Consider the following 20,910-nt stretch of genomic DNA (forward strand, 5'->3'; position numbering starts at 1 on the left):
GGGGCGCGCGGGGGGCGCGCGGGGGGGCGGACCGGGGCCACGTCCCCGTTAGGGGGGGGGGGGGGGGGGGGGGCCCGGTCGCGCGGGGCCCCCGCCCCACCGGGTGTCTCAGAGCTTCGAGACGCGGGTGAAGTTCTCCGGGACGATCAGGTCGTCGCGGGAGAGCTCGTGGATCGACTTCTTGCCCAGGCCCAGCAGCGCCTCGTCGATCCCCTTGTAGAGGATCGACAGGACGTTGGTGACCCCGCGCTCGCCCTGCGCGGCCATCCCCCACAGGTAGGCGCGGCCGATCAGGACCGCGCGGGCACCGAGCGCGAGCGCCTTGACGACGTCGGCGCCGCGTCGGATGCCGCCGTCCATCACGACCTCGACCTGGTCCCCGACGGCGTCGACGATCGCGGGCAGCGCCCGGATCGCGGCCGGGGTGCCGTCGAGGTTGTTGCCGCCGTGGTTGGACACCGAGACCGCGGTGGCGCCCGCGTCGACGGCGCGACGGGCGTCGTCGGGGTGCATGATGCCCTTGATCATGAACGGGCCGCCCCACTTCTCGCGGAGCCAGGCGATGTCGTCCCAGGTCGGCAGCGGGGTGGTCCACCAGACGCCGTAGGCGCCGAAGAAGGTGGGGGCGTCGCCGCCGCCGGGGGGCGCCATGTTCGGGGCCTTGAGGTCCGGGATCCTCCCGGACTTCGCCCAGTCCAGCACGTAGCGCGGCTTGGTGATCATCTCGGGCGCGAACTGCAGCGCGGCCTTGACGTCGACCTTCTCGGGGATGGGCGGGCTGCCCCAGTCGCGGCGGGTGGCGAAGGTCCAGTCCAGGGTCACGATGAGGCCCTTGGCGCCCGCCCGCTTCGCACGCAGGGCGCGCTCGAGGATGTCCTCCTTCGACCCGGCCCAGTAGACCTGGAAGAAGACCTTGTCGTGGACCGCGCAGACGTCCTCGACCGAGCGGGACGCGAACGACGACAGCCCCATCGCCGTCGACACGGTCTGCTCGGGATTCAGCGGGTTCTGGATGTTGGAGCTGTGCGCGGCGCGCGCGACCGCGACCTCGCCCTCGGGGTCGACGGCCTGCACACCGGTCGGGGAGATCATGACCGGGAAGTCGATGTCGACGCCCATCACCGAGGTCTTCTGCTCCCGCTGCGGCGGCAGCCCCGCGATGTGCGGGCGGAAACCGAGCTCGTCGAAGGCGGCGACGTTGTCCGCCAGCGTGATCCCCTGCTCCGCGCCGGCGACCAGCGCGTAGTAGACCGACTTCGGCAGGCGCTTGCGCGCCCGTCGCTGCGCCTCCGCGACCGTCTCGAACCAGTCCTTCGTGCTCGCCATGCCTGCCCCTTCGCAGTCGGAGGTTTGCGCCCGGCCACCGTCGGTCGCGGCCGGTCCGACACGCCGACCGCGTACGAGACGGTCCCACGTGGCGGGTCTCACGGTACGGTAGCGTTTCGGCACCGAGTGCCACAATGACACCCGCCCGCAGCCCGTCCGATCGGCGGGGGAACGACCCTCCGCCCGACCAGCCACGACGCCGTCCCAGGCCCCGAGGACGGACCGCGTCCACGACCGGCTGCCACGACTCGTGACGCTCCGCTGTCACGCCCACTCCGAAGGCCCACCCCGGATCGTGTGGGACGGGAGGCCGGACCGGCCGTCGGTGACGCTCCGCTGTCTCGATACGGTGTGCCCGCAGTCACCGGTCAGCGGGCGGTGTGCCCGCGGCAAGGAGGAGCCGTGTACAGCCACGCGCGGGGTGGGCACGCTTCGGGCGCGACGCCCGCCGGCCCGGTCGGCCACGTGCTGCAGCCCGGGTACGGCGCCGCGAGCAACCACCGGCCCATCGGGGTCCCGGGACAGCTCCGCGCCCCGGAGCCGCCGCAACCACCGCCTGCCGCCCCGGCGGGGACACGACTCACCGTGCTCGCCGTCGACGACGAGGAACCGGCCCTGCTCGAGCTGGCGCACCTGCTCGGCGAGGACCAGCGGGTCGCGACCGTGCTGACCGCGCCGGACGCCACCGAGGCGCTGCGCATCCTGCACGGCTCGCAGGCCGACGCGAGCACCCCGACCGTCGACGTCGTGTTCCTCGACATCCGGATGCCCGGCCTCGACGGCCTGGAGCTCGCCCGGGTGCTGAACGCGATGGCCGACCCGCCGCCGGTGGTGTTCGTGACCGCCCACGACGACCGCGCCGTCGACGCCTACGAGGTCGGCGCCGTCGACTACCTGCTCAAGCCGCTGCGCACCGAGCGCCTGTCCGGCTCGCTGGACCGCACCATGGCGCTGCGCGCGGCCCGCCGGGCCGAGAGCGGCCCGCCGCCGGCGCCGCCGCGCCACGGCGTCGAGCAGGGCGGCAGGCCCGACCCCGCGGCCGCCCGCCGCGGCGCCCCCGCCGCGACCACCGACGACGAGGTGGTGCCGGTCGAGCTGGCCGGCACCACGAAACTCGTCCCCCGCTCCTCGATCCGGTTCGTCGAGGCCCAGGGCGACTACGCCCGGCTGCACACCAGCGAGGGCAGCCACCTGGTCCGGATTCCGGTCTCGGTGCTGGAGGACCGCTGGGGCGAGGCCGGGTTCGTGCGGATCCACCGCGCCTACCTGGTGTCGCTGCCGCTCATCACCGAGCTGCGCATGTCCGGGTCGGGGTACGTGGTCCGCCTCGGCAACGGGCCGGGTGCGGTCGAGCTGCCCGTCAGCCGGCGGCACACCGCGGGCCTCAAGCGGATCCTGCGGGGACGTCCGCCGCGTCCGCAGCGCGGGCCCGAGGACGGCCCGGACGGACCCGTCGTCCCGCGCTGACCCGGGTCGGCCGACCGCGGCGGGCCACGGCCCGTCGCGTGGCCGACACGCCCGGTCACCGTCCGTACTGCCGTGCGCGATCCTGTCGCCTACCCTGGTGACCGGTGTCCATCTCGGGTGAGTCCTCGCACGTCCTGTCCGTCACCAGCCGTCGTCGCCGCGCACGTCGCCTGCGTCCGCCTGCGTTGCTCGTGGCGCTGCTGACCGCGTGCGCGCTGGTCGCGGGCTGCTCCGCGAGCGCCGCCGCCCCCGCCCCGGCTCCGGCCGCCCCGCCGTCCCCCGCGCAGCCGGCGCCCACCTCCGCCGCGCCCGCGGTGCCGGAGCTTCCCGGTGGTGGCACCGAGGTCTTCCCGGGCCGCCGGATGGCAGCGCTCTACGGACACCCGGGCACCCCGTCGATGGGCGTCCTCGGCGAGCAGGACCTGCCGCGCTCGATCGCCCGCGCGAAGGACCTCGCCGCCGACTTCCAGCCGCTCGTGCGCGAGCCCGTCGTGCCGGCGTTCGAGATCATCACGACGGTCGCCGACCGTGCCCCCGGCCCGGACGGCGACTACTCGGCGGAGATGAGCGTCGAGGAGCTGCGGCCGTGGGTCGAGCAGGCCGGGAAGGCCGGCGTCTACGTGGTGCTGGACCTGCAGCCCGGGACCACCGACTTCCTGACCCAGGCGAAGCGCTACGCCGAGCTGCTCGCGCAGCCGCACGTCGGGCTCGCGCTCGACCCCGAGTGGCGGCTGGAGCCGGGCCAGCGCCACGGCGTGCAGGTCGGCTCGGTGACCGCGGCCGAGATCAACCGGACCTCGGAGTGGCTGGCCGGGCTGGTGCGCGCGAAGAAGCTGCCGCAGAAGGTGTTCCTCATCCACCAGTTCCGGGTCTCGATGATCTCCGACCGGCAGACCGTGGTCACCTCCCACCGCGAGCTCGCGACCGTGCTGCATGCCGACGGCTACGGCACCCGCCAGGAGAAGACCGAGACCTGGAACGCACTGCACGCCGCACCCCGTCCGCCGGGTCTGTGGTGGGGCTGGAAGAACTTCATCGACGAGGACAAGCCGACCTTCACCCCGCGCGAGACCTACGCCGTCCGGCCCGAGTCGCCCGTCTTCGTGTCCTACCAGTGACGGGTATGTCCGCCCTGCCCGGCGCCACCCACCGGGGTGGGTGGCCGCTCACCGAGATCGTGATCACGGCAAGTACCCTCACCGGGACCCGAGCGCCGTCGTCGCCGCCGGGTGCGCAGGCACGTGCCGCGGCTCCTCCGCGCGGCACGGCCACCCCGCCCGTGCCGACCAGTGAAGGGGGTGCTCCGGGTGGACGAACGACCGCAGGAGGGCTCCCGCCCGACCGGTCCGGACCGGCCACGACGACCCGGCCCTCCCGAGCGCGCCCGCCGCGACGACCGCCCGCACCTGCGGGACGAGGCCCGGCGCGGCACCCCGCCCCGGGACCGCGGTGAGACCCCGCCGCCGCCCGCCCGTGGCGGTGCCACACCCCCGCCCGGCCCCGCCGGGCCCCCGGCCCCGCAGTCCGGCAGGCCCGGTGACCGCAGGCCCCCGCAGTCCGGGAGGCCTCCCCAGGAGCAGCCGTCGGGCCCCCGGCGACGACCCGGTCCGCCCGCCCCCGGTGCGCCACGCCCGCCCGCCGGTGACCCGCGCCCCGGGACCGGTCCCGCGGCGCGTCCCGGTGGCAGGCCCCCCGGCCCGCCGGACGGTGCCGGGCGCCCCGCCGAGGACGAGTCCTGGCTCCCCCGACGCGAGCGCGAGGCCCGGGCCGCGGCCCGGCGGGCCGCCGCCTGGTCGTCCCGCTCGACCCGGGAGGAGACCCCGGGCCGTGGTGGGCACAGCGACAGCAGGCCCACCGACATCCGTTCCATCCGCGCGACCCGTCGTGGCATCGGTGACACCGTGAAGGTCCCCGGCCGGCCGGACACCGCCGCGGAGCACCGGCGGCACCGCGCCTCCGAGCCCGACGCCCCGCCGGAGGAGCGTGACCGCGCGGCCCGGCTCAGCGGCGAGCTGCCGATCGTCCCGCGCCGGCCCGGTGGCCCGGACTCCGGTGGCGCGGTGCCCGGTGGTGCCGGTGCGTCCGCGCCCACGGGTTCGCGCCCGGACGCACCGTCGCGCCCCGGCGGCCCCGCGGTCCCGAGCGGTCCGGGTCGGTCGCGTCCGGGCCAGGCGGGCCCGGGGCCGCTGCCGCCGGGTGGCGCCCGGCGCCCCGGTGAGACCCGTCCAGGTGCTCCCGACCCGCGGTCCGGCGGCCGGCCCGACAGCGGCCCGCAGGCCGTACCGGGCCGTTCCACCGCGACCGGGCAGCCCGGCGGCGCCACCGCGCCCCCCTCCGGTGCGCGGTCGTCCGGCGCCGCCCGCCCGGACGGCGCCCCCGGCCGGCCCGACACCGGCAGACCGGACGGCCCGCAGGGACGCCCCGCCGAAACACGCCCGGCAGGTCCGGGCGGATCCGCGCCGGAGGCCCCGCGCGACACCGCGCGTTCCGCTCCCCCGCGACCGCCGCACACCGGTCTCGCCGCCGGTGCCGCGGCAGGCACCGCCGCAGCAGGCTCGGCGGCGGGAGGCTCCGCGGCGACGGCCCGGGGCGGCCGCGGGGAGGCGCGCGAGGGGAACACCGCGCTGTCCCCGGCCGCCGGCGGGTCGGCCGCACCCGACCCCGCGCGGCGCACCCTCGCCGCCGCGCTCGGCCTCACCGCGGCGTCCACCGTGGTGCCCGGCAGCGGACACCTCGCGCTGCGCCGCCGTCGTACCGGTGGGCTGATCCTCGGCACGGTGGTCGCGATCATCGTCGGGCTGGCGGCGCTGGTGCTCCTGGCCCGGCGCTCGACGCTGCTCCAGAACCTGCTGTCGACGACCACGCTGACCGTGATCGCGGGGGCGCTGGTGGTCGCCGGGATCGCCTGGATCGCCCAGGTCGCACGGACCTACGCACTGGCCCGGCCGCGCGGGATGCCGCTCGGCCAGAAGATCCTCGGCACCGGGACCGCGGCCCTGCTGTGCCTCACCGTCGCCGTGCCCTTCGGCTACGGCGTCGAGCTGGTGAACTCCCAGCGCGGACTGCTGAACTCGCTGTTCCAGGGCGGCGGGACCTCGGCGGCCGAGGCACTGGGCAAGCCCCGGCTGAACGTGCTGCTGCTGGGCAGCGACGCGGGCGACGACCGGACCGGTACCCGTACCGACACCATGATGGTCGCCAGCATCGACACCAGTTCCGGCCGGACGACGCTGTTCAGCCTGCCCCGCAACATCCAGCGGGCCGAGTTCCCGCCGGGCAGCCCGGCCGCGGAGAAGTTCCCGAACGGCTTCCACGACCCGTCGCAGCCGCTGTCGGGCGACTACCTGCTCAACGCCATCTACGCCTACGCCGAGCAGCACCCGGAGATCGCGCCGTCGGGACCGACGTCGTCGCCGGGCATCAACCTGCTCCAGTCCTCGATCGCGTACATGACCGGCCTGCCGCTGGACTACTACCTCGAGGTCAATATGGCCGGGTTCTCCTCGATGATCGACGCCGTCGGCGGGGTCACCGTGAACGTCGGGCCCGAGCCGATCCCGGTCGGTGGCGTCACCGCGTTCGGCAGGCACGTCACCCCGGACCGCTACATCAGCCCGGGGGTGCAGACCCTGGGCGGCGAGGACGCGCTGTGGTTCGCGCGCTCCCGCCGGGACGGCACCGACTACCAGCGGATGGGCCGCCAGCGCTGCCTGATCCAGGCGGTCATCTCGCAGACGACCGCGACCGAGCTGATCTCCCGGTTCCAGAGCATCGCCGCGGTGACCCGGGACAACGTCGCCACCGACATGCCCCAGCAGGTGCTGCCCGCGCTGGCCGTCCTGGCCGACGAGGGGTTCCGGCTGGAGAGCGTCGCGTTCGACCCGTCGCTGCCGGACCCGAACTCCTCGACGGGCTACTTCGTCACCGCCGACCCCGACGTCTCCTACATGCGCGAGGTCGTCCGCAACGCCATCGCCGACCCGGCCCCGGAGCCGGCGCCCGGGAGCGCCCCGGCGCCCGCCGTCCCGACGACGCAGCCGTCCCCGAGCACGGAGTCGTCGCGGTCGTCCTCGGCGAGCGCGTCGCCGACCCCCGACCCGGCCGCGGCGCTGCCGCAGTCGGTCGAGGAGTCCTGCGCGGCGACGGGCGCGGCCGACGTCCCCGCCGGGGGCGAGCCCGGCACGTCGCAGGACCCGTCCGCGACCGGTTCGACCGGGGTCTCCGGCTCCGATCAGGTCGACGGCCTCCGTCCCGACCAGAACTGAGCGCTCCGCACCCGGGCCCGCCGTACCGGGGGCCGTGCGGCGCCAGTTGTGGCGCAGACGGCTGCGGTCCGCTCTTCCGTTCGCCGCACCCGGGATGGTGAAGTAAGGGTCACCTGTTCAGTGGAAAGGCGGCCCTTACCGTGCGTCGAACGCTCCCCCTGTTCGCCGGTCTGCTCACCGTGGTGATGGTGCTGGCCGGATGCGGCTCACCGGCGCCCGCGCCCGCACCGGGGACGGCTCCGTCCGGGGATGGCGCGTTCCCGGTGACGATCCCGACCGCGTTCGGCGACGTCACCGTCCCCCAGCAGCCCCGCCGGGTCGTCGCCCTCGGGTGGAGCGACGCCGAGACCGCACTGGCCCTGGGCGTCGAGCCGGTCGGGGCCGCGGACTGGCTGGCCGTCGGCGGCGACGGCCTCGGACCGTGGGTGCAGGCCCGCTACACCACCCCGCCGCAGATCCTCGGCACGCTCGAGGTCGACCTGGAGGCCGTCGCCGCGCTGGACCCGGACCTCGTCCTGGACACCCGGGCATCCGGCGCACGCGACCGCCACGACCGGCTGACCCAGCTCGGCGTCCCGGTGGTCGGCATCCCCGCCGGCGCGGAGAACTACAAGACGACCTGGCGCGACCAGCTCCGCACGGTCGGCGCCGCCCTGGGCAAGCCGCAGGAGGCGGCGCGCGCGCAGGCCGACCTGGAGCAGCGCTTCGCCGACGCCCGGGCACAGCACCCGCAGCTGCAGGGCGCCACCGTCGTGTCCGGGGCCCGCAACACCCTCGGCGAGTACGCCGCCTACACCGGTGACTCCGGACGCCTGGCGTTCCTCCAGGAGCTGGGCATGGTCAACGCCCCGCAGATCGCGTCGCAGCGCACCGACGGCTTCTCCGTCCCGATCTCGCGGGAGCGGATGAATCTCCTCGACGCCGACGTCACCGTCATGCAGGCGATCTCGAAGGACACCTCGGCCATCGCGGACGACCCGCTGTGGAAGGCCGTGCCGTCGGTCGCCGCCGGTCGCGGTGTGCTGCTGTCGGACCGCGACGTCTCCCAGGCGTTCTCCAGCGCCTCGGTCGACGGCTGGCGCTACGCCCTCGACCGCACCGTGGCCCCGCTCGCGGACGCGGCGGCGAAGGCGCGGTGACCGCCCCGGCGACCACCGCCCCCGTCCCTCCCCCGCCGGGCGCACCGGCGACGGTGCGGCGCCGGCGGTGGCCCGCCGCGGCCGGGCTGGCCGCCGCGCTGCTGGCCGTGGCCGCGCTCGGCCTGCTGGTCGGCGCCCGGCCGCTCGCGCCGGGGTTCGTGCTGGACGTGCTCACCGGCGCCGTCGACCGGTCCTCGCCGGACGCGCTCGTCGTCACCGAGGTGCGGCTGCCGCGCACGGTGCTGGCGGTCCTCGCCGGGGCCGCGCTCGGCGTGGCCGGGGTGCTCGCACAGGGCATGACGCGCAACCCGATCGCCGAGCCCGGCATCCTCGGGCTCAACACCGGCGCCGCGCTCGCCGTCGTGCTCGGGATCGCGCTGCTCGGCGTCGACACCCTCACCGGCTACGTCTGGTTCGGCTTCGCCGGGGCGGCGGTGGCGGCCGTCGTCGTCGCGGGGGTGGCCGGGATCGGCCGGCGCGGCAGCGTCTCCCCCGCCACGCTGGCCCTGGCGGGCGCCGCGCTCGCCGCAGGCCTGCAGTCGATCACCACCCTGTTCCTGCTCACCGACCCCCAGGCCTTCGACGACTACCGGTTCTGGCAGGTCGGCTCGGTCGCCGGACGGGACCTGCGGATCGCCGCGCAGGCCGCGCCGTTCGTCGTCGCGGGGCTCGCGCTGGCCCTGACCTGCGGTCCGCGGCTCAACGCGCTGGCGCTGGGCGACGACGTCGCCCGGTCGTTCGGCCGCGCGGTCGGGACCGACCGTGCCGTGTGCGGGGTGGCCCTGGTCGTACTGGCCGGGGCGGCGACCGCCGCCGCGGGACCGATCGCCTTCCTCGGGCTGGCCGTGCCACACCTGGTGCGACGCCTCGCCGGGACCGACCACCGGGTGGTGCTGCCGCTGGCGGCGCTCGCCGGGCCCGTCCTGCTGCTGGCCGCGGACGTCCTCGGGCGGGTCGTCACCCCGCCCGGCGAGGTCCAGGCCGGGGTGGTGACGGCCGTGGTCGGCGCCCCGCTGTTCGTCGCGCTGGTCCGGCGGCGGAGGTTCCTGCGATGACGACCGCCGCGCCCCCCGGCGACGACCCCACCGCGGTGCTGCGCCGGATCCGGGCCCGATCCCGGCGCCGGCGCGCGACGGCCGGGCTCGCCGTCACCGCGGCCGCGCTCGCCGCGTTCGTCGCCTCCCTCTCGGTCGGTGCGCAGGGCCTCGGTCCCGGCGACGTGTCGGCCGCGCTCGCCGGGCTCGGCACGCCGCGCACCGAGCTGGTGGTGCTGCGGCTGCGGATGCCGCGGGCGCTGACCGCGTTGCTGGTCGGCGCGGCGCTCGGCCTGGCCGGGGCGCTGTTCCAGCGGGTGCTGCGCAACACCCTGGCCAGCCCGGACGTGATCGGTGTGGGTGCCGGTGCGGCTGTCGGTGCGGTCACCGCCTCGGTCGTGCTCGGCCTGTCCGCCACCGGGACCTCGGCCGGCGCGGTCCTCGGCGCCGTCGCGGCGGCGCTGCTCATCACCGTCCTGGCCCGCCGCGACGGCCTCGGCGGCACCCGCTTCGTGCTGGTCGGGGTCGGGATCGGGTCGGCGGCGATGGCCGTCGTGTCCTACCTGATGATCACCGCGTCGCTGACCACGGCGCAGCAGACGCTGGTCTGGCTGACCGGCAGCGTCACCGAGACCGGCTGGTCCACCGCGGTCCCGCTGGCGCTCGCCTGCGCCGTGCTCGTCCCGGCCGGGCTGCTGCTGGCCCGCGCGCTGCCCCGCCTGGAGCTCGGCGACGACACCGCGACCGCGCTCGGGCTGCCCGTCGGCCGGGCCCGGGCCGCGCTGCTGGCGGTGGCCGTCCTGCTGGTCGCCGCCGCGGTCGCCGCGGCCGGACCGGTCTCGTTCGTCGCGCTCGTCAGCGGGCCGCTCGCCGCGCGGCTCGCCGGCCCCGGGCGGGCGTCGCTGCCGCACGCCGCCGGGATCGGGGCCGCACTGGTACTGCTCGCCGACGTCGTCGCCCGCACCCTGATCGCCGAGGTCGCGCTGCCCGCGGGCGTCGTCACCGGCGCGATCGGCGCCCCCTACCTGCTGTGGCTGCTCGCCCGCTCCCGGACCGGAGGAACCCCGTGACCACGCCCGCCACCGCCCCCGCCGGGCCCGCGTTGGACGCCGACGACCTGGTCCTGCGCTACGACGAGCGCGTCGTCGTCGACGGCCTGACCGTGCACGTCCCGCCCGGCCGGATCACCGTGATCGTCGGTCCGAACGCCTGCGGCAAGTCCACGCTGCTGCGTGGGCTGGGCCGGATCGTCGCCCCGGCCGCCGGGACCGTGCGTCTCGACGGCACCGACGTCCGGACGCTGCCCGGCCGCGAGCTGGCCCGGCGGCTCGGGCTGCTCCCCCAGTCCCCGACCGCCCCGGACGGCATCACCGTCGCCGACCTGGTGGAACGCGGCCGGTCGCCGCACCAGGGCTGGTTCGGCGGCCGCGGCGATGCCGACGACGCCGCCGTCGCCGACGCGATGCGCGCGACCGGGGTGCTGGAGCTGGCCGACCGCCCGGTCGACGAGCTGTCCGGCGGCCAGCGGCAGCGCGTGTGGATCGCGATGGTGCTGGCCCAGGACACCGGGGCGCTGCTGCTCGACGAGCCGACCACGTTCCTGGACCTGCCGCACGCGGTCGAGGTGCTGGACCTGCTCGTCGACCGGAACCGGGTGCGGGGCAGCACGGTCGTCGTCGTCCTGCACGACCTGAACCTGGCCTGCCGCTACGCCGACCACCTGATCGCGATGGCCGACGGCGCGATCGTCGCGCAGGGCCCGCCCGCGACGACGATGACCGCCGACCTGGTGCGCCGGGTGTTCGGGATGGAGTCGCGGGTGGTGCCCGACCCGGTCGCGGGCACCCCGATGGTCGTCCCGGCCGGCCGGCACCACCCGCTCGCCGCACCGGGCACCGGCGCGGCCGACGGTTCCGGGATCCGGACCGAGGAGGAGCTGCGCGCCGTCGTCGCGGAGCCGCACCCGCTGGTCGCGCACAAGTCCACCGACCGGGTCGACGAGGTCGCCGCCCGGTTCGTCGCCGCGTCGCCGCTGGTCTTCCTGGGCACCACCGCCCCCGACGGCACCGTGACGGTGACCCCGCGCGGCGACGCGCCCGGCTCCGTGCGGGTCCTCGACGGCGGTCGCCGCCTCGCCGTCCCGGAACGACCGGGCAACCGCCGCGTCGACAGCATGCGCAACCTGCTCGCCCGCGACGGCGTCGGCCTGACGTTCTGCGTGCCGCGCTCGGCCCACGTACTGCGCGTGCACGGCCGGGCCCGGGTCACCCGGGACCCCGGGGTGCTGGCGCTGTGGGGGCCGTCCGACGCCGACGCCCGGGGCCCGGCGGCCCACCGGCCACCGCCGCTGGCGCTGCTGGTCGACGTGCACGACGCCTACGTGCACTGCGGCCGGGCGCTGACCGCGGCCGGCCTGTGGGACCCCGACAGCTGGGGCGACGGCGACGACACCCCCGGCCTGAAGGAGCTCGCCGACGCGTCCCGCGCCGACCGGGCGGCCCGGGCCCGGGGCTGACCCGGGGCCGACCTGCGGCTCAGGCCGTCGCGAACGCCCCGAGCACGTGGTCCGGCCGGATCCCGTCGAAGTGGGAACGCCAGATCCCGTGGTAGAGGACCTCCTCCTCGCTGCGCAGCGGCCAGGAGTCGGACGGGTGCTCGGGCACCCCGTCGGTCACCCCGGCGTCGGCCGCGGCGGCGGCCTTGCGGGCGGCCAGCTCGGCGAGCACGGTGCCGGCGCCGGAGCCGTCGCCGAACTGCTCCTTGCCGCGCCACAGCAGGTCCTCGGGCAGCCAGCCCTCGAACGCCTCGCGCAGGATCGCCTTCTCGGGGCGGCCGTCCGGGCACTGCTTCCACTCCGGCGGCAGCGCCAGCGCGGCCCGGACCAGGCCGGAGTCCAGGAACGGCTCGCGGGCCTCCAGGCCGAAGTACATGGTGGTGCGGTCGCAGCGCTGCAGGTTGAGGTGGTGCAGCTGCTCCAGCGAGCGGACCAGCTCGGCCTGCAGGGTGTCCGGGTCGGCGTACTCGGGGCCGTGGATGTAGGAGTACCCGGCGAACAGCTCGTCGGCGCCCTCCCCGGTGAGCACGACCTTGACCTTCTTCGCCGCCTCGCGGGCGAGGATCAGGTTGGGCACCGCGCTGCGGACCAGGGCCGGGTCGTAGTGCTCGATGACCTCGACGGCGTGGTCGAGGGCCTCGGCGATGTCCTCAGGGGTCACCAGGATCTCGTGGTGGTCCGACCCGATGTGCGCGGCGACCTTGCGGGCCGCGATCAGGTCACCGGACTCGGCGGTCCCGACGGCGAAGGTGGGCAGCTGCTCGCCGCGGGCCCGGGCCTCCTGCGCGGCGATGGCCGCGACCAGCGCCGAGTCCAGGCCACCGGACAGGAACACGCCGACACCGACGTCGGACATCATCCGGCGACGGACCGCGGACACCACGGCCTCGCGCACCCGGGACAGGTCCGCGTCGTCCCAGCCGGGGCGGATCGCGCGGCGTGCCGGGCGGACCTCGACCGGCACGGCGTCGGCGAACCGCACCAGCCCCGACGACGGGCTCCACAGGCAGCCGGGCGGGAACGAGCGCACGTACGGGCGGTCCTCGGGGTCGAACGCGCGGAGCTCGCTGGCGAACAGCACCGTCTCCGACGGGTCCGGCGCGGTGTACGGGACAGCCCCGGCCGCACCGCCGCCGTCACGGAGCTCTGCCGGCGGCACCCAGTACAACGGCTTCACGCCGAACGGATCCCGGGCGACGAGCCCGGCGCCGTCGGTGCGCCCCATGGCGACGGCGAACATGCCGTTCAGGGAGGCGACCGCGGCCTGGCCGTCCCACATCACCGCGTGCAGCGCGGCCTCGGTGTCGGACTTGGTGCGCACCGTGCCGTCCGGGAACGCCTTGGCGATGCGCTCGTGGTTGTAGATCTCGCCGTTGCCGACGATCCACGCGGTGCGGGCGACGTCGGACATCGGCTGGTGCCCGCCGCTGACGTCCATGATCGACAGGCGCTGATGCCCGAGCCAGGTGTTCCCCACGACCTGCACGCCGGTGTCGTCGGGGCCGCGGTGCGCCACCCGGGCGAGCATCCGCTCGTACTTCCCGGGGTCGGCGGGCTCACCGCCCGGCCACGCCGTGGGTCCACCGAACGCAGCCACGATCCCGCACATGGGCTCCATCGTCGCACGGTCGTGCGCACCCGCATCCCGGCTTCCGCTCCCCCACCGTGTGAGTTCGGACTCTGAAAGGCGTTTCCGGAGCGATCCGAATTGCCCCGGCGGCCGTGGGTTCGTACGGTCGGAGACCGGCCAGGACGGCCGCCGTCCACCGCCGACACCAGGACTCAGGGTCCGGAGGCGGGGACCGACACCGGCCATCGAGCAGGTGCGCGGTGACGCCGCGCCAGGACCGACCGACAAGGGGCGGACTCAGGTGAGCACGGCAGAGCACGACGAGCGGCAGGGCCGGCACAAGGTCGTGATCGTCGGCGGAGGGTTCGGCGGTGTGCAGGCCGCCAAGGCGCTCAAGGGCGCCGATGTCGACGTGACGATCGTCGACCGCACGAACCACCACCTCTTCCAGCCGCTGCTCTACCAGGTGGCGACGGGCATCCTGTCCCCCGGCCTGATCGCCCCGGCCCTGCGCCGGGTGCTGAAGAAGCAGAGCAACGTGCGCACCCTGCTCGCCGAGGTCGGCGACATCGACCTCGAGGCCAAGGTCGTCCACGCGGCCGCGCCGGACGGGCAGCGGATCGTGCTGCCCTACGACACCCTCGTCGTCGCCGCGGGCGCCACGCACGCCTACTTCGGGCACCCGGAGTGGGCCGAGCACGCGCCCGGCATGAAGTCGATCGAGGACGCCCGGCTGCTGCGCTCGCGCATCCTGGGTGCCTACGAGCTCGCCGAGGTCGCGACGACCGAGGAGGAGAAGCAGGCGTGGATGACCTTCGTGGTCGTCGGCGCCGGCCCCACCGGCGTCGAGCTCGCCGGTCAGCTCGCCGAGCTGGCGCAGTACGTGCTGCCGCGTGAGTACCGGTCGATCGACACCCGCTCCGCGCGGATCATCCTGCTCGACGCGGCGCCGGCGGTGCTCCCGCCGTTCGCGAAGAAGCTGCAGAACTACACGCGCAAGACGCTGGAGAAGAAGGGCATCGAGGTCCGCCTGAACACCATGGCGACCGGGATGGACGCCGACTCCATCACGGTGAAGGGCCCGAACGGCGAGGAGCGCATCACCGCCCGCACCAAGGTGTGGGCCGCGGGCGTCCAGGCGTCGCCGCTGGGCGAGCTGCTGGCGAAGGCCTCCGGCGGCGAGGTGGACCGCGCGGGCCGTCTCACCGTGGACCCGGACTGCAGCCTGCCGGACCGCCGCGACGTGTTCGCGATCGGCGACATGGTCTCCACCATCGACCGGCTGCCCGGCGTCGCGCAGGTCGCGATGCAGCAGGGCACCTACGTCGGCAAGCTGATCAAGGCACGGGCGAAGGGCGACGACACCACCCCCGCCCCGTTCAAGTACTTCGACAAGGGCTCGATGGCCACCATCGGCGCCCGCGAGGCCGTCGCCGACGTCCGCGGCATCAAGCTCACCGGCTGGCTCGGGTACTTCATCTGGTGCTACGTGCACGTGATGTTCCTGATCGGCTGGGGCAACCGCTTCGGCACGCTCTACAACTGGCTGCGGTCCCTGCGCTACGCCCGCTTCCGCGGGCACCGGCTGATCAGCGTCACCGCCTCCTACGACAAGGCGGTCGACCCGGAGAAGCCGCTGGGCGAGAAGACCGACGAGCGCGCCGAGCTGGACCCGCGGGTCTCGCCCGGCACGCCGCCCGCGCCCGAGGAGCGCCCGGCCGCCACGGCCTGAGCCGGCCACGCACCACGGCCGACGCCCGGGGGCACGTGCCCCCGGGCGTCGTCGCGTGCGCGGGTGGGCCGGGGCGTGGCACCGTGATCCGGTGACCCCGGCGATGCAGGTCCTGATGCGCGACATCGCACGGCTCTGGGACACCGCGGCCGACGCGCTCTACGCCGCGGGCGACCCCGGCCCGGCGACGGCCGCGCTGGCCACCGACGTGAGCTGGACCGAGCTGCCGACCGGCGCCGGGGGCCACGGCCGGGACGCGGTCGCCGCGCACCTGGCCGCCCTCGCGGCGGCCCGGCCGTCCGGGCTGACCCGGACCCGGGTGTCGCGCACCGTCGACGTCCGCCGGGTGGTCGACGAGGTCCGCGTCGGCTTCACCCACGACCGGGAGCTGCCGTGGCTGGTGCCCGGGCTCGCCCCCACCGGACGCGCGGCGGAGGTGCTGGCGGTGCAGCTGGTGCGGGTGCGGCAGGGCCGGATCGACGAGGTCCGGACCCTCTGGGACGTCACGGGACTGCGCTCCGTGCTCGAACGGTGAGCCCATCGTCACCGCTTCCGCGCTTTCATGCCGCTGACCTGCGGCAACAGCCCCGACCCCGCGCCGTGCGACGGGCGGTCGCCCGGGTGCGGTGAGCAGCGCCACGGACGGCCCCGAACAGGGCCGACACGCCCTGAGGAGGGGGTTCCCGCAGGTCGTGGCGATGTCTCTGCCAGTCTGTACCGCGATCGGAGATGGCAGTCCACCCCGGTGAGCGGGGTGCGTGAACCGAGAGGAGTTGTCAGCGATGGCTCTGCCCACCCTGACCCCGGAGCAGCGCGCCGAGGCGCTCAAGAAGGCGGCTGCGGCCCGTACCGCCCGCAAGGAGCTCCGCGACAAGATCGCCAGCGGCGAGGAGACCATCCCCGCGGTGCTGGGTCGCGCGAAGACCGACCAGATCGTCGGAAAGACCAAGGTCGCGGACCTGCTCAAGAGCGTCCCGGGCTGGGGCCCGGCGAAGGTCTCCAAGGTGATGGAGGAGGCCGGCATCGACGTGTCGCGCCGTGCCGCCGGCCTCGGCGACCGTCAGCGCGCCGCGCTGATCGAGAAGGTCGGCTGACCTTCCCCCAGCTCCTCGCGACGGCCCGGTACGCACACTGTGCGGACCGGGCCGTCGCGCGTTCCGGGTAGGGCCCGGTCGGCGGAGGCGGGTCGTCACCGGTCTGGCAGCCTGCGCATGTGGAGATCGCCGGCACCGTACGCGAGGTCGAGACCGAGCCGGGCGTGACCCTCTGGGTGCAGGACCTGCCCGCACACCGGCCGACGCCGGCGGCGCCGGTGCTGCTGGTGAACGGGGCGGGCTCGGCCGGGTACGGCTGGCCGGACGCGCTGGTCGAGGTGCTGCGCGAGCGGCACCGGGTGGTCCGCTACGACCATCGCGACACCGGCCGTTCGACCCACGCGTTCGAGGACCGGCCCTACGCCGTCGCCGACCTGGCGACCGACGCACTCGCGGTGCTCGACGGCTGCGGGATCGACCGGGCGCACCTGGTCGGGATGTCGATGGGCGGGACGCTGGTCCAGCTGCTCGCGCTCGACGCGCCGCACCGCATGGTCAGCGCGACGCTGCTGTGCACCGCGGCGCTCGACACCGGCGACGCCGACCTGCCCGGCCCGACCCGGGACGTGCAGCGGATGTGGCAGGAGCTGGGCGACCCGCGTGACGAGGCCGGGGAGCTGGCCTGGCGGGTCGAGTACTGGCGACGCGTCTCCGGCGGGGTGCTGCCGTTCGACACCGCGGAGTTCGCCACGCGGGAGCGGCGGATCATGGAGCACACCGGGCGGGTCGAGCCGTGCACCGCGCACGCCCAGGCCGATCCCGACGGGCTGGACCGCGGCGCCGAGCTGGGCTCGGTCACGGTGCCGACGCTCGTCGTCGAGGCGCCGGAGGACCCGGTGCACCCGCCGCCGCACGCCGACCACCTGGCGGCGCGGATCGGGGCGGCCGCGCAGCTCGTCACGGTGGACGGGATGGGGCACGCCCTGCCGGACCTGCTGTGCGAGCCGATCGCGGCGGTGCTGCTGGAGCACGCCGCCGAGGCCGAGGAGGCGGAGGCCGACCCGGTGGCACCGCAGGCGGGGACCGAGCCGGCGGCGCCGCAGGCGGAGGCGCTGCGGGGGGCCGGTCAGCCGACCCAGCGGTAGCGGCGCTCCGGACGGCCGGTGCCGCCGTAGCGCAGCCGTACGGTGACCTGCCCGGTCGACACGAAGTGCTCCAGGTAGCGGCGTGCGCTGACCCGGGACAGCCGGGTGGCCTCGGCGCACTCGGTCGCCGACAGGTCCGCCTCCGCGTCGGTCCCCGAGTGCGCGCGCAGGGTGCCCGCGACGAGCTCCGCGGTCGGGGTGGTCAGCCCCTTCGGCATCCGTTCCGGGCCGCCGGGGGTGCGGGCCGGGGCGGCACCGGTGCCGCCGAAGAGCCGGTCGATGTCGGACTGGTCGCGGACCCGGTCCAGGTCGCGCCGGATCCGCGTCGCGCGGTGCACCTGGGCGGCGAGCGCGGCGGAGTCGAACGGTTTGACGAGGTAGTGCAGCGCGCCGCCGTGCAGGGCGGCGGCGACCGTGTCGGAGTCGTCGGCGGCGGTCACGACCAGCACGAACGGGTCGTCGGCGGCCCCGGTGCGCAGCCGCGTCAGCACCTCCAGGCCGGACATGTCGGGGAGGTAGACGTCGAGCAGCACCAGCTCCGGGCGGAGCCGGGCGGCGGCGTCGAGGGCGTCGGCGCCGTTGTGCGCGACGCCGACCACGGTGCAGCCCTCGATCCGCTCCACGTAGCCGGAGTGGACCTTCGCGACCATGAAGTCGTCGTCGACGACCAGGACCCTCACACCCGCACCCCCGTCGGCGCCACCGGCAGCACCGCCTCGAACACCGCACCGACCCGGCCCGCCGTCGCCGGCCGCACCGCGATGGTGCCACCCCGGCGCAGACACGCCTGCCGGGCCAGGGCCAGGCCGAGCCCGCGGCCGCCGATCTCGGCGGCCTTGGTCGAGTAGCCGGCCCGGAACACCTCCTCGGCCAGCTCGGAGGCGATCCCGGGGCCGGAGTCGCGGACCTCGACCCAGACCTCGTCGCCGTCGGTGTCGCCGCCGCCGGCGAGCCCGATCTCGATCCGGCGCGGGCCGTCCCGCCCGGCGGTCGCGTCGATCGCGTTGTCGATCAGGTTGCCGAGCACGGTCACGAGGTCGGCGGACAGGTCCGGGTCGTGGTCGGGGTCGGTCGGGTCGAGCCGGGACTCCGGGTCCAGGGCCAGCTCGACGCCGCGCTCGGCGGCCTGGCTGTTCTTCGCGACGAGCAGCGCGGCCGTCGCCGGGTCGCCGACGCTCGCGGTGACCTCGCGGCGCCACCCCTCCGAGGCGGCGACGATGCCGGCGACGAACCGGCGCACCTCGTCGTGCTCGCCGAGCTCGGTGAGCCCGGCGATGGTGTGCAGCCGGTTGGAGAACTCGTGGGCCTGGGCGCGCAGGGTGTCGGTGACGGTGTGCGAGGCGTCGAGCCGGTGCTGCAGGGTGGTGAGCTCGGTGCGGTCCCGCAGGGTGACCACGGCGCCCACGTCCCGGCCGTCGACGCGGACCGGGCGGCGGTTGAGCACCAGGGCCCGGGTGTCGCGCAGCACGAGCTGGTCCTCGCCGTCGGCGGCACCGGTGAGGACCTCGCGGAGCCGGTCGTCGAGGCCGAGGTCGGCGACGGCGTCGCCCTCGCGGGCGCCGGGCAGCTCCAGCAGCTCGCGGGCGACCGGGTTGAGCAGGGTGATCCGGTCGGCGGTGTCCAGCCCGACCACGCCCTCCTTGATGCCGAGCAGCATCGCCTCGCGGCGCTGCACCAGCTCGACGATCTCGTCGGGCTCCAGGCCGAGGGTCTGACGGCGGACCCGCCGGGCGAGCAGCAGCGACCCGAGGACGCCGACGCCCAGGGCCAGCCCCAGCAGCGCGCCGGTCTCCGCGCGGGCCCCGGCGAGGGACTCCCACAGCGACGGGGCGCGGATCCCGGCCGACACCAGCCCGGCGACGGCGCCGCGGTCGTCGATCACCGGCACCTGGGCGACGACGGCGCGCCCGTCGGGGTTGCCGACCCAGGCCCGGCCCTGCGGCGCGGTGCTGGCACCGGGGTCGAACCGCTGCCGGACCCGGGACGGGTCCGGTGAGGTGCGCACGACCAGGCCGGCGTCGACGATCTCGATCTCGTCGGCCCCGGACAGGTTCTCGGCGCTGCGGGCGAACGACGGAAGCAGGTCGTAGCGGCGGGTCTGCAACGCCTCGCGCACGGTCGGTACGGACGCGACGTCCTCGGCGACCGACAGCATCCGGCGGCCCTGGGTCTCGCGGAACGACTCCGAGGACTGCACGGCGGCCAGCGCCGCGACCGCGCCGAGCAGCACGACCACGACCACCAGCTGCCAGACGAGGAACTGGCGGGCCAGCGGTCCACCCGTCCCCCCGGCGCGCCGTCGCATGCGCCCAGCGTAGGACGTGCGGCGACGGCGGCGGGCACGCGAGGCGGCGGGACCACGACGCGTCGCGCGGCTCACCCTCGGTGGACCGGCCCGGCCGCGGACGCGCAGACTCACCGGCGGCGGCACGGCGACGGGCGGGTGGGCATGGCGGGGACGGTGACGCGGCCCGGCGGGGCGCCGATCGCCCGCGGCGCCCGCCGGGGTCCGGTCGTCTCGCTGGTCGTGGTGCTCGTGCTGGCCCTCGCCGCGGTCGTCGTCCCGATCGTGCTGACCGACGGGCCGCGGCCGCTGTCCGACCTGCGCATCCTGGTCCCCAACCCACCCGGCGGCGGCTACGACGTCACCGCCCGCAGCGCGGCCAAGGTGCTGTCCGACACCGGGATCGCCGGCCCGGTCGAGGTGTTCAACCTGTCCGGTGCCGGCGGGATCGCCGGGCTCGGCCGGGTCGAGGGCGAGGCGGGCAACGGCAGGCTCCTGATGAGCATGGGGCTCGGGATCGTCGGGGCGACCGCGTCCCGCGACACCCCGCTCTCGCTCGCCGGCACCACGCCGATCGCGCGGCTGACCGAGGAGTCGGAGATCGTCGTCGTGCCCGCGGACTCGCCCTACCGCGACGTCCGCGCCCTGCTCGACGCCTGGCGCGCCGCCCCCGGCGGGCTCACCGTCGGCGGCGGCTCGAGCGTCGGCGGGCCGGACCACCTCGCCACGATGCTGCTCGCCGAGGGCACCGGCATCGCGCCCGCCCGGGTCCAGTACGTGTCCTACGAGGGCGGGGGTCCGTTGCTCGCGGCGGTGCTGCGCGGCGAGGTGGGCTTCGCGGTGTCCGGGGTGAGCGAGTTCGCCGACCAGATCGGGTCCGGTGACCTGCGGGTGCTCGCGGTGACCGCGGGCGAGCGGGTACCCGGCCTCGACGTGCCGACGCTGCGCGAGTCGGGGGTGGACGTGGAGTTCAGCAACTGGCGCGGGCTGGTCGCGCCGCCCGGGCTGGCCGACGCCGACCGCGCCGCGCTGGCCGACGCCGTGTCCGCGATGCGCGACACCCCCGAGTGGCGGCAGGTGCTGGCCGCGAACGGGTGGCGCGACGCCTGGCTCCCGGGCGCGGACTTCGCCCGGTTCACCGCCGCCGAGAACGAGCGGGTGGAGCACGTCCTGGGCGAGCTGGGGCTGCGGTCACGCTGACCCGCGCACCCGGGCCGCGGTGACCGTAACGACCACAACGACCGTTGTGGCCGTTACGGAGACATCGGACGGGTGACTCCGCACACTGCAACGCGTTCGCTTCGCAACGGTGAGATCGGACGCAGATGCCTCAGACGGCTCCTCCACGAACGCAGGACCG

General features: G+C 75.9%; 16 protein-coding genes. 12 read left to right on the forward strand and 4 right to left on the reverse strand.

Annotation, left to right across the window (positions count from 1 at the left end; translation table 11 throughout):
• Nucleotides 1–108: 108 nt before the first annotated feature.
• Nucleotides 109–1,326 (reverse strand): pre-mycofactocin synthase MftD, encoded by a 1,218-nt coding sequence (gene mftD / locus ND486_RS18130; RefSeq protein ID WP_062400817.1) that lies wholly within the window; start codon nucleotides 1,324–1,326, stop codon nucleotides 109–111.
• A 585-nt stretch (nucleotides 1,327–1,911) separates the two neighbouring features.
• Between mftD and ND486_RS18135 the strand changes: the two genes are divergently transcribed.
• From ND486_RS18135 to ND486_RS29840, 7 genes are all read left to right on the forward strand, one after another.
• Nucleotides 1,912–2,793 (forward strand): LytTR family DNA-binding domain-containing protein, encoded by an 882-nt coding sequence (locus tag ND486_RS18135; protein WP_062404296.1) that lies wholly within the window; start codon nucleotides 1,912–1,914, stop codon nucleotides 2,791–2,793.
• Between the two features lie 104 nt (nucleotides 2,794–2,897).
• Entirely contained in the window at nucleotides 2,898–3,911 is a 1,014-nt protein-coding gene (locus ND486_RS18140) for a hypothetical protein (RefSeq protein ID WP_251785372.1), read from the forward strand.
• A gap of 189 nt (nucleotides 3,912–4,100) precedes the next feature.
• On the forward strand, nucleotides 4,101–7,058 hold the full coding sequence (locus ND486_RS29835) for an LCP family protein (RefSeq protein WP_308215856.1): 2,958 nt from the start codon (nucleotides 4,101–4,103) through the stop codon (nucleotides 7,056–7,058).
• Between the two features lie 140 nt (nucleotides 7,059–7,198).
• On the forward strand, nucleotides 7,199–8,197 hold the full coding sequence (locus ND486_RS18150; RefSeq protein ID WP_251785379.1) for an ABC transporter substrate-binding protein: 999 nt from the start codon (nucleotides 7,199–7,201) through the stop codon (nucleotides 8,195–8,197).
• The gene (locus ND486_RS18155) at nucleotides 8,194–9,252 is read left to right on the forward strand and encodes an iron ABC transporter permease (protein ID WP_251785381.1); all 1,059 of its coding nucleotides are present in this window, start codon (nucleotides 8,194–8,196) and stop codon (nucleotides 9,250–9,252) included. Before ND486_RS18150 ends, ND486_RS18155 begins: the two co-directional genes overlap by 4 nt.
• Complete coding sequence (locus ND486_RS18160) at nucleotides 9,249–10,301, forward strand: iron chelate uptake ABC transporter family permease subunit (RefSeq protein WP_251785382.1); 1,053 nt, start codon at nucleotides 9,249–9,251, stop codon at nucleotides 10,299–10,301. Before ND486_RS18155 ends, ND486_RS18160 begins: the two co-directional genes overlap by 4 nt.
• A complete protein-coding gene (locus ND486_RS29840; protein WP_308215857.1) occupies nucleotides 10,298–11,746 on the forward strand; it encodes an ATP-binding cassette domain-containing protein in 1,449 nt (482 codons plus the stop codon). Before ND486_RS18160 ends, ND486_RS29840 begins: the two co-directional genes overlap by 4 nt.
• Before the next feature lie 19 nt (nucleotides 11,747–11,765).
• Here the strand turns inward: ND486_RS29840 and ND486_RS18180 are convergent, their stop codons facing one another.
• On the reverse strand, nucleotides 11,766–13,403 hold the full coding sequence (locus ND486_RS18180) for an asparagine synthase-related protein (protein ID WP_251785384.1): 1,638 nt from the start codon (nucleotides 13,401–13,403) through the stop codon (nucleotides 11,766–11,768).
• A gap of 253 nt (nucleotides 13,404–13,656) precedes the next feature.
• Between ND486_RS18180 and ND486_RS18185 the strand changes: the two genes are divergently transcribed.
• From ND486_RS18185 to ND486_RS18200, 4 genes are all read left to right on the forward strand, one after another.
• Complete coding sequence (locus tag ND486_RS18185; protein WP_251785386.1) at nucleotides 13,657–15,087, forward strand: NAD(P)/FAD-dependent oxidoreductase; 1,431 nt, start codon at nucleotides 13,657–13,659, stop codon at nucleotides 15,085–15,087.
• Nucleotides 15,088–15,178: 91 nt separating this feature from the next.
• Complete coding sequence (locus tag ND486_RS18190) at nucleotides 15,179–15,622, forward strand: nuclear transport factor 2 family protein (protein ID WP_251785388.1); 444 nt, start codon at nucleotides 15,179–15,181, stop codon at nucleotides 15,620–15,622.
• A 247-nt stretch (nucleotides 15,623–15,869) separates the two neighbouring features.
• Complete coding sequence (gene mihF / locus ND486_RS18195) at nucleotides 15,870–16,181, forward strand: integration host factor, actinobacterial type (protein WP_020621796.1); 312 nt, start codon at nucleotides 15,870–15,872, stop codon at nucleotides 16,179–16,181.
• Nucleotides 16,182–16,300: 119 nt separating this feature from the next.
• Complete coding sequence (locus ND486_RS18200; RefSeq protein WP_251785389.1) at nucleotides 16,301–17,266, forward strand: alpha/beta fold hydrolase; 966 nt, start codon at nucleotides 16,301–16,303, stop codon at nucleotides 17,264–17,266.
• Here the strand turns inward: ND486_RS18200 and ND486_RS18205 are convergent.
• Complete coding sequence (locus tag ND486_RS18205; RefSeq protein WP_073575477.1) at nucleotides 17,248–17,946, reverse strand: response regulator; 699 nt, start codon at nucleotides 17,944–17,946, stop codon at nucleotides 17,248–17,250. The two genes, ND486_RS18200 and ND486_RS18205, sit on opposite strands and share 19 nt — an antisense overlap.
• Nucleotides 17,943–19,571, reverse strand: a complete 1,629-nt coding sequence (locus ND486_RS18210) for a sensor histidine kinase (RefSeq protein ID WP_251785392.1) — start codon at nucleotides 19,569–19,571, stop codon at nucleotides 17,943–17,945. The genes ND486_RS18205 and ND486_RS18210 overlap by 4 nt, the downstream gene beginning before the upstream one ends.
• A gap of 144 nt (nucleotides 19,572–19,715) precedes the next feature.
• On the opposite strand from ND486_RS18210, the gene ND486_RS18215 reads away from it, so the two are divergent.
• Nucleotides 19,716–20,750 carry a tripartite tricarboxylate transporter substrate binding protein gene (locus ND486_RS18215; RefSeq protein ID WP_251785394.1) on the forward strand — a complete coding sequence of 345 codons (1,035 nt, stop codon included), beginning with the start codon at nucleotides 19,716–19,718 and terminating at the stop codon, nucleotides 20,748–20,750.
• Nucleotides 20,751–20,910 lie beyond the last annotated feature (160 nt).

Origin of the sequence: Pseudonocardia sp. DR1-2, assembly GCF_023717215.1 — a bacterium.
Classification (GTDB): Bacteria; Actinomycetota; Actinomycetes; order Mycobacteriales; family Pseudonocardiaceae; genus Pseudonocardia; species Pseudonocardia alni.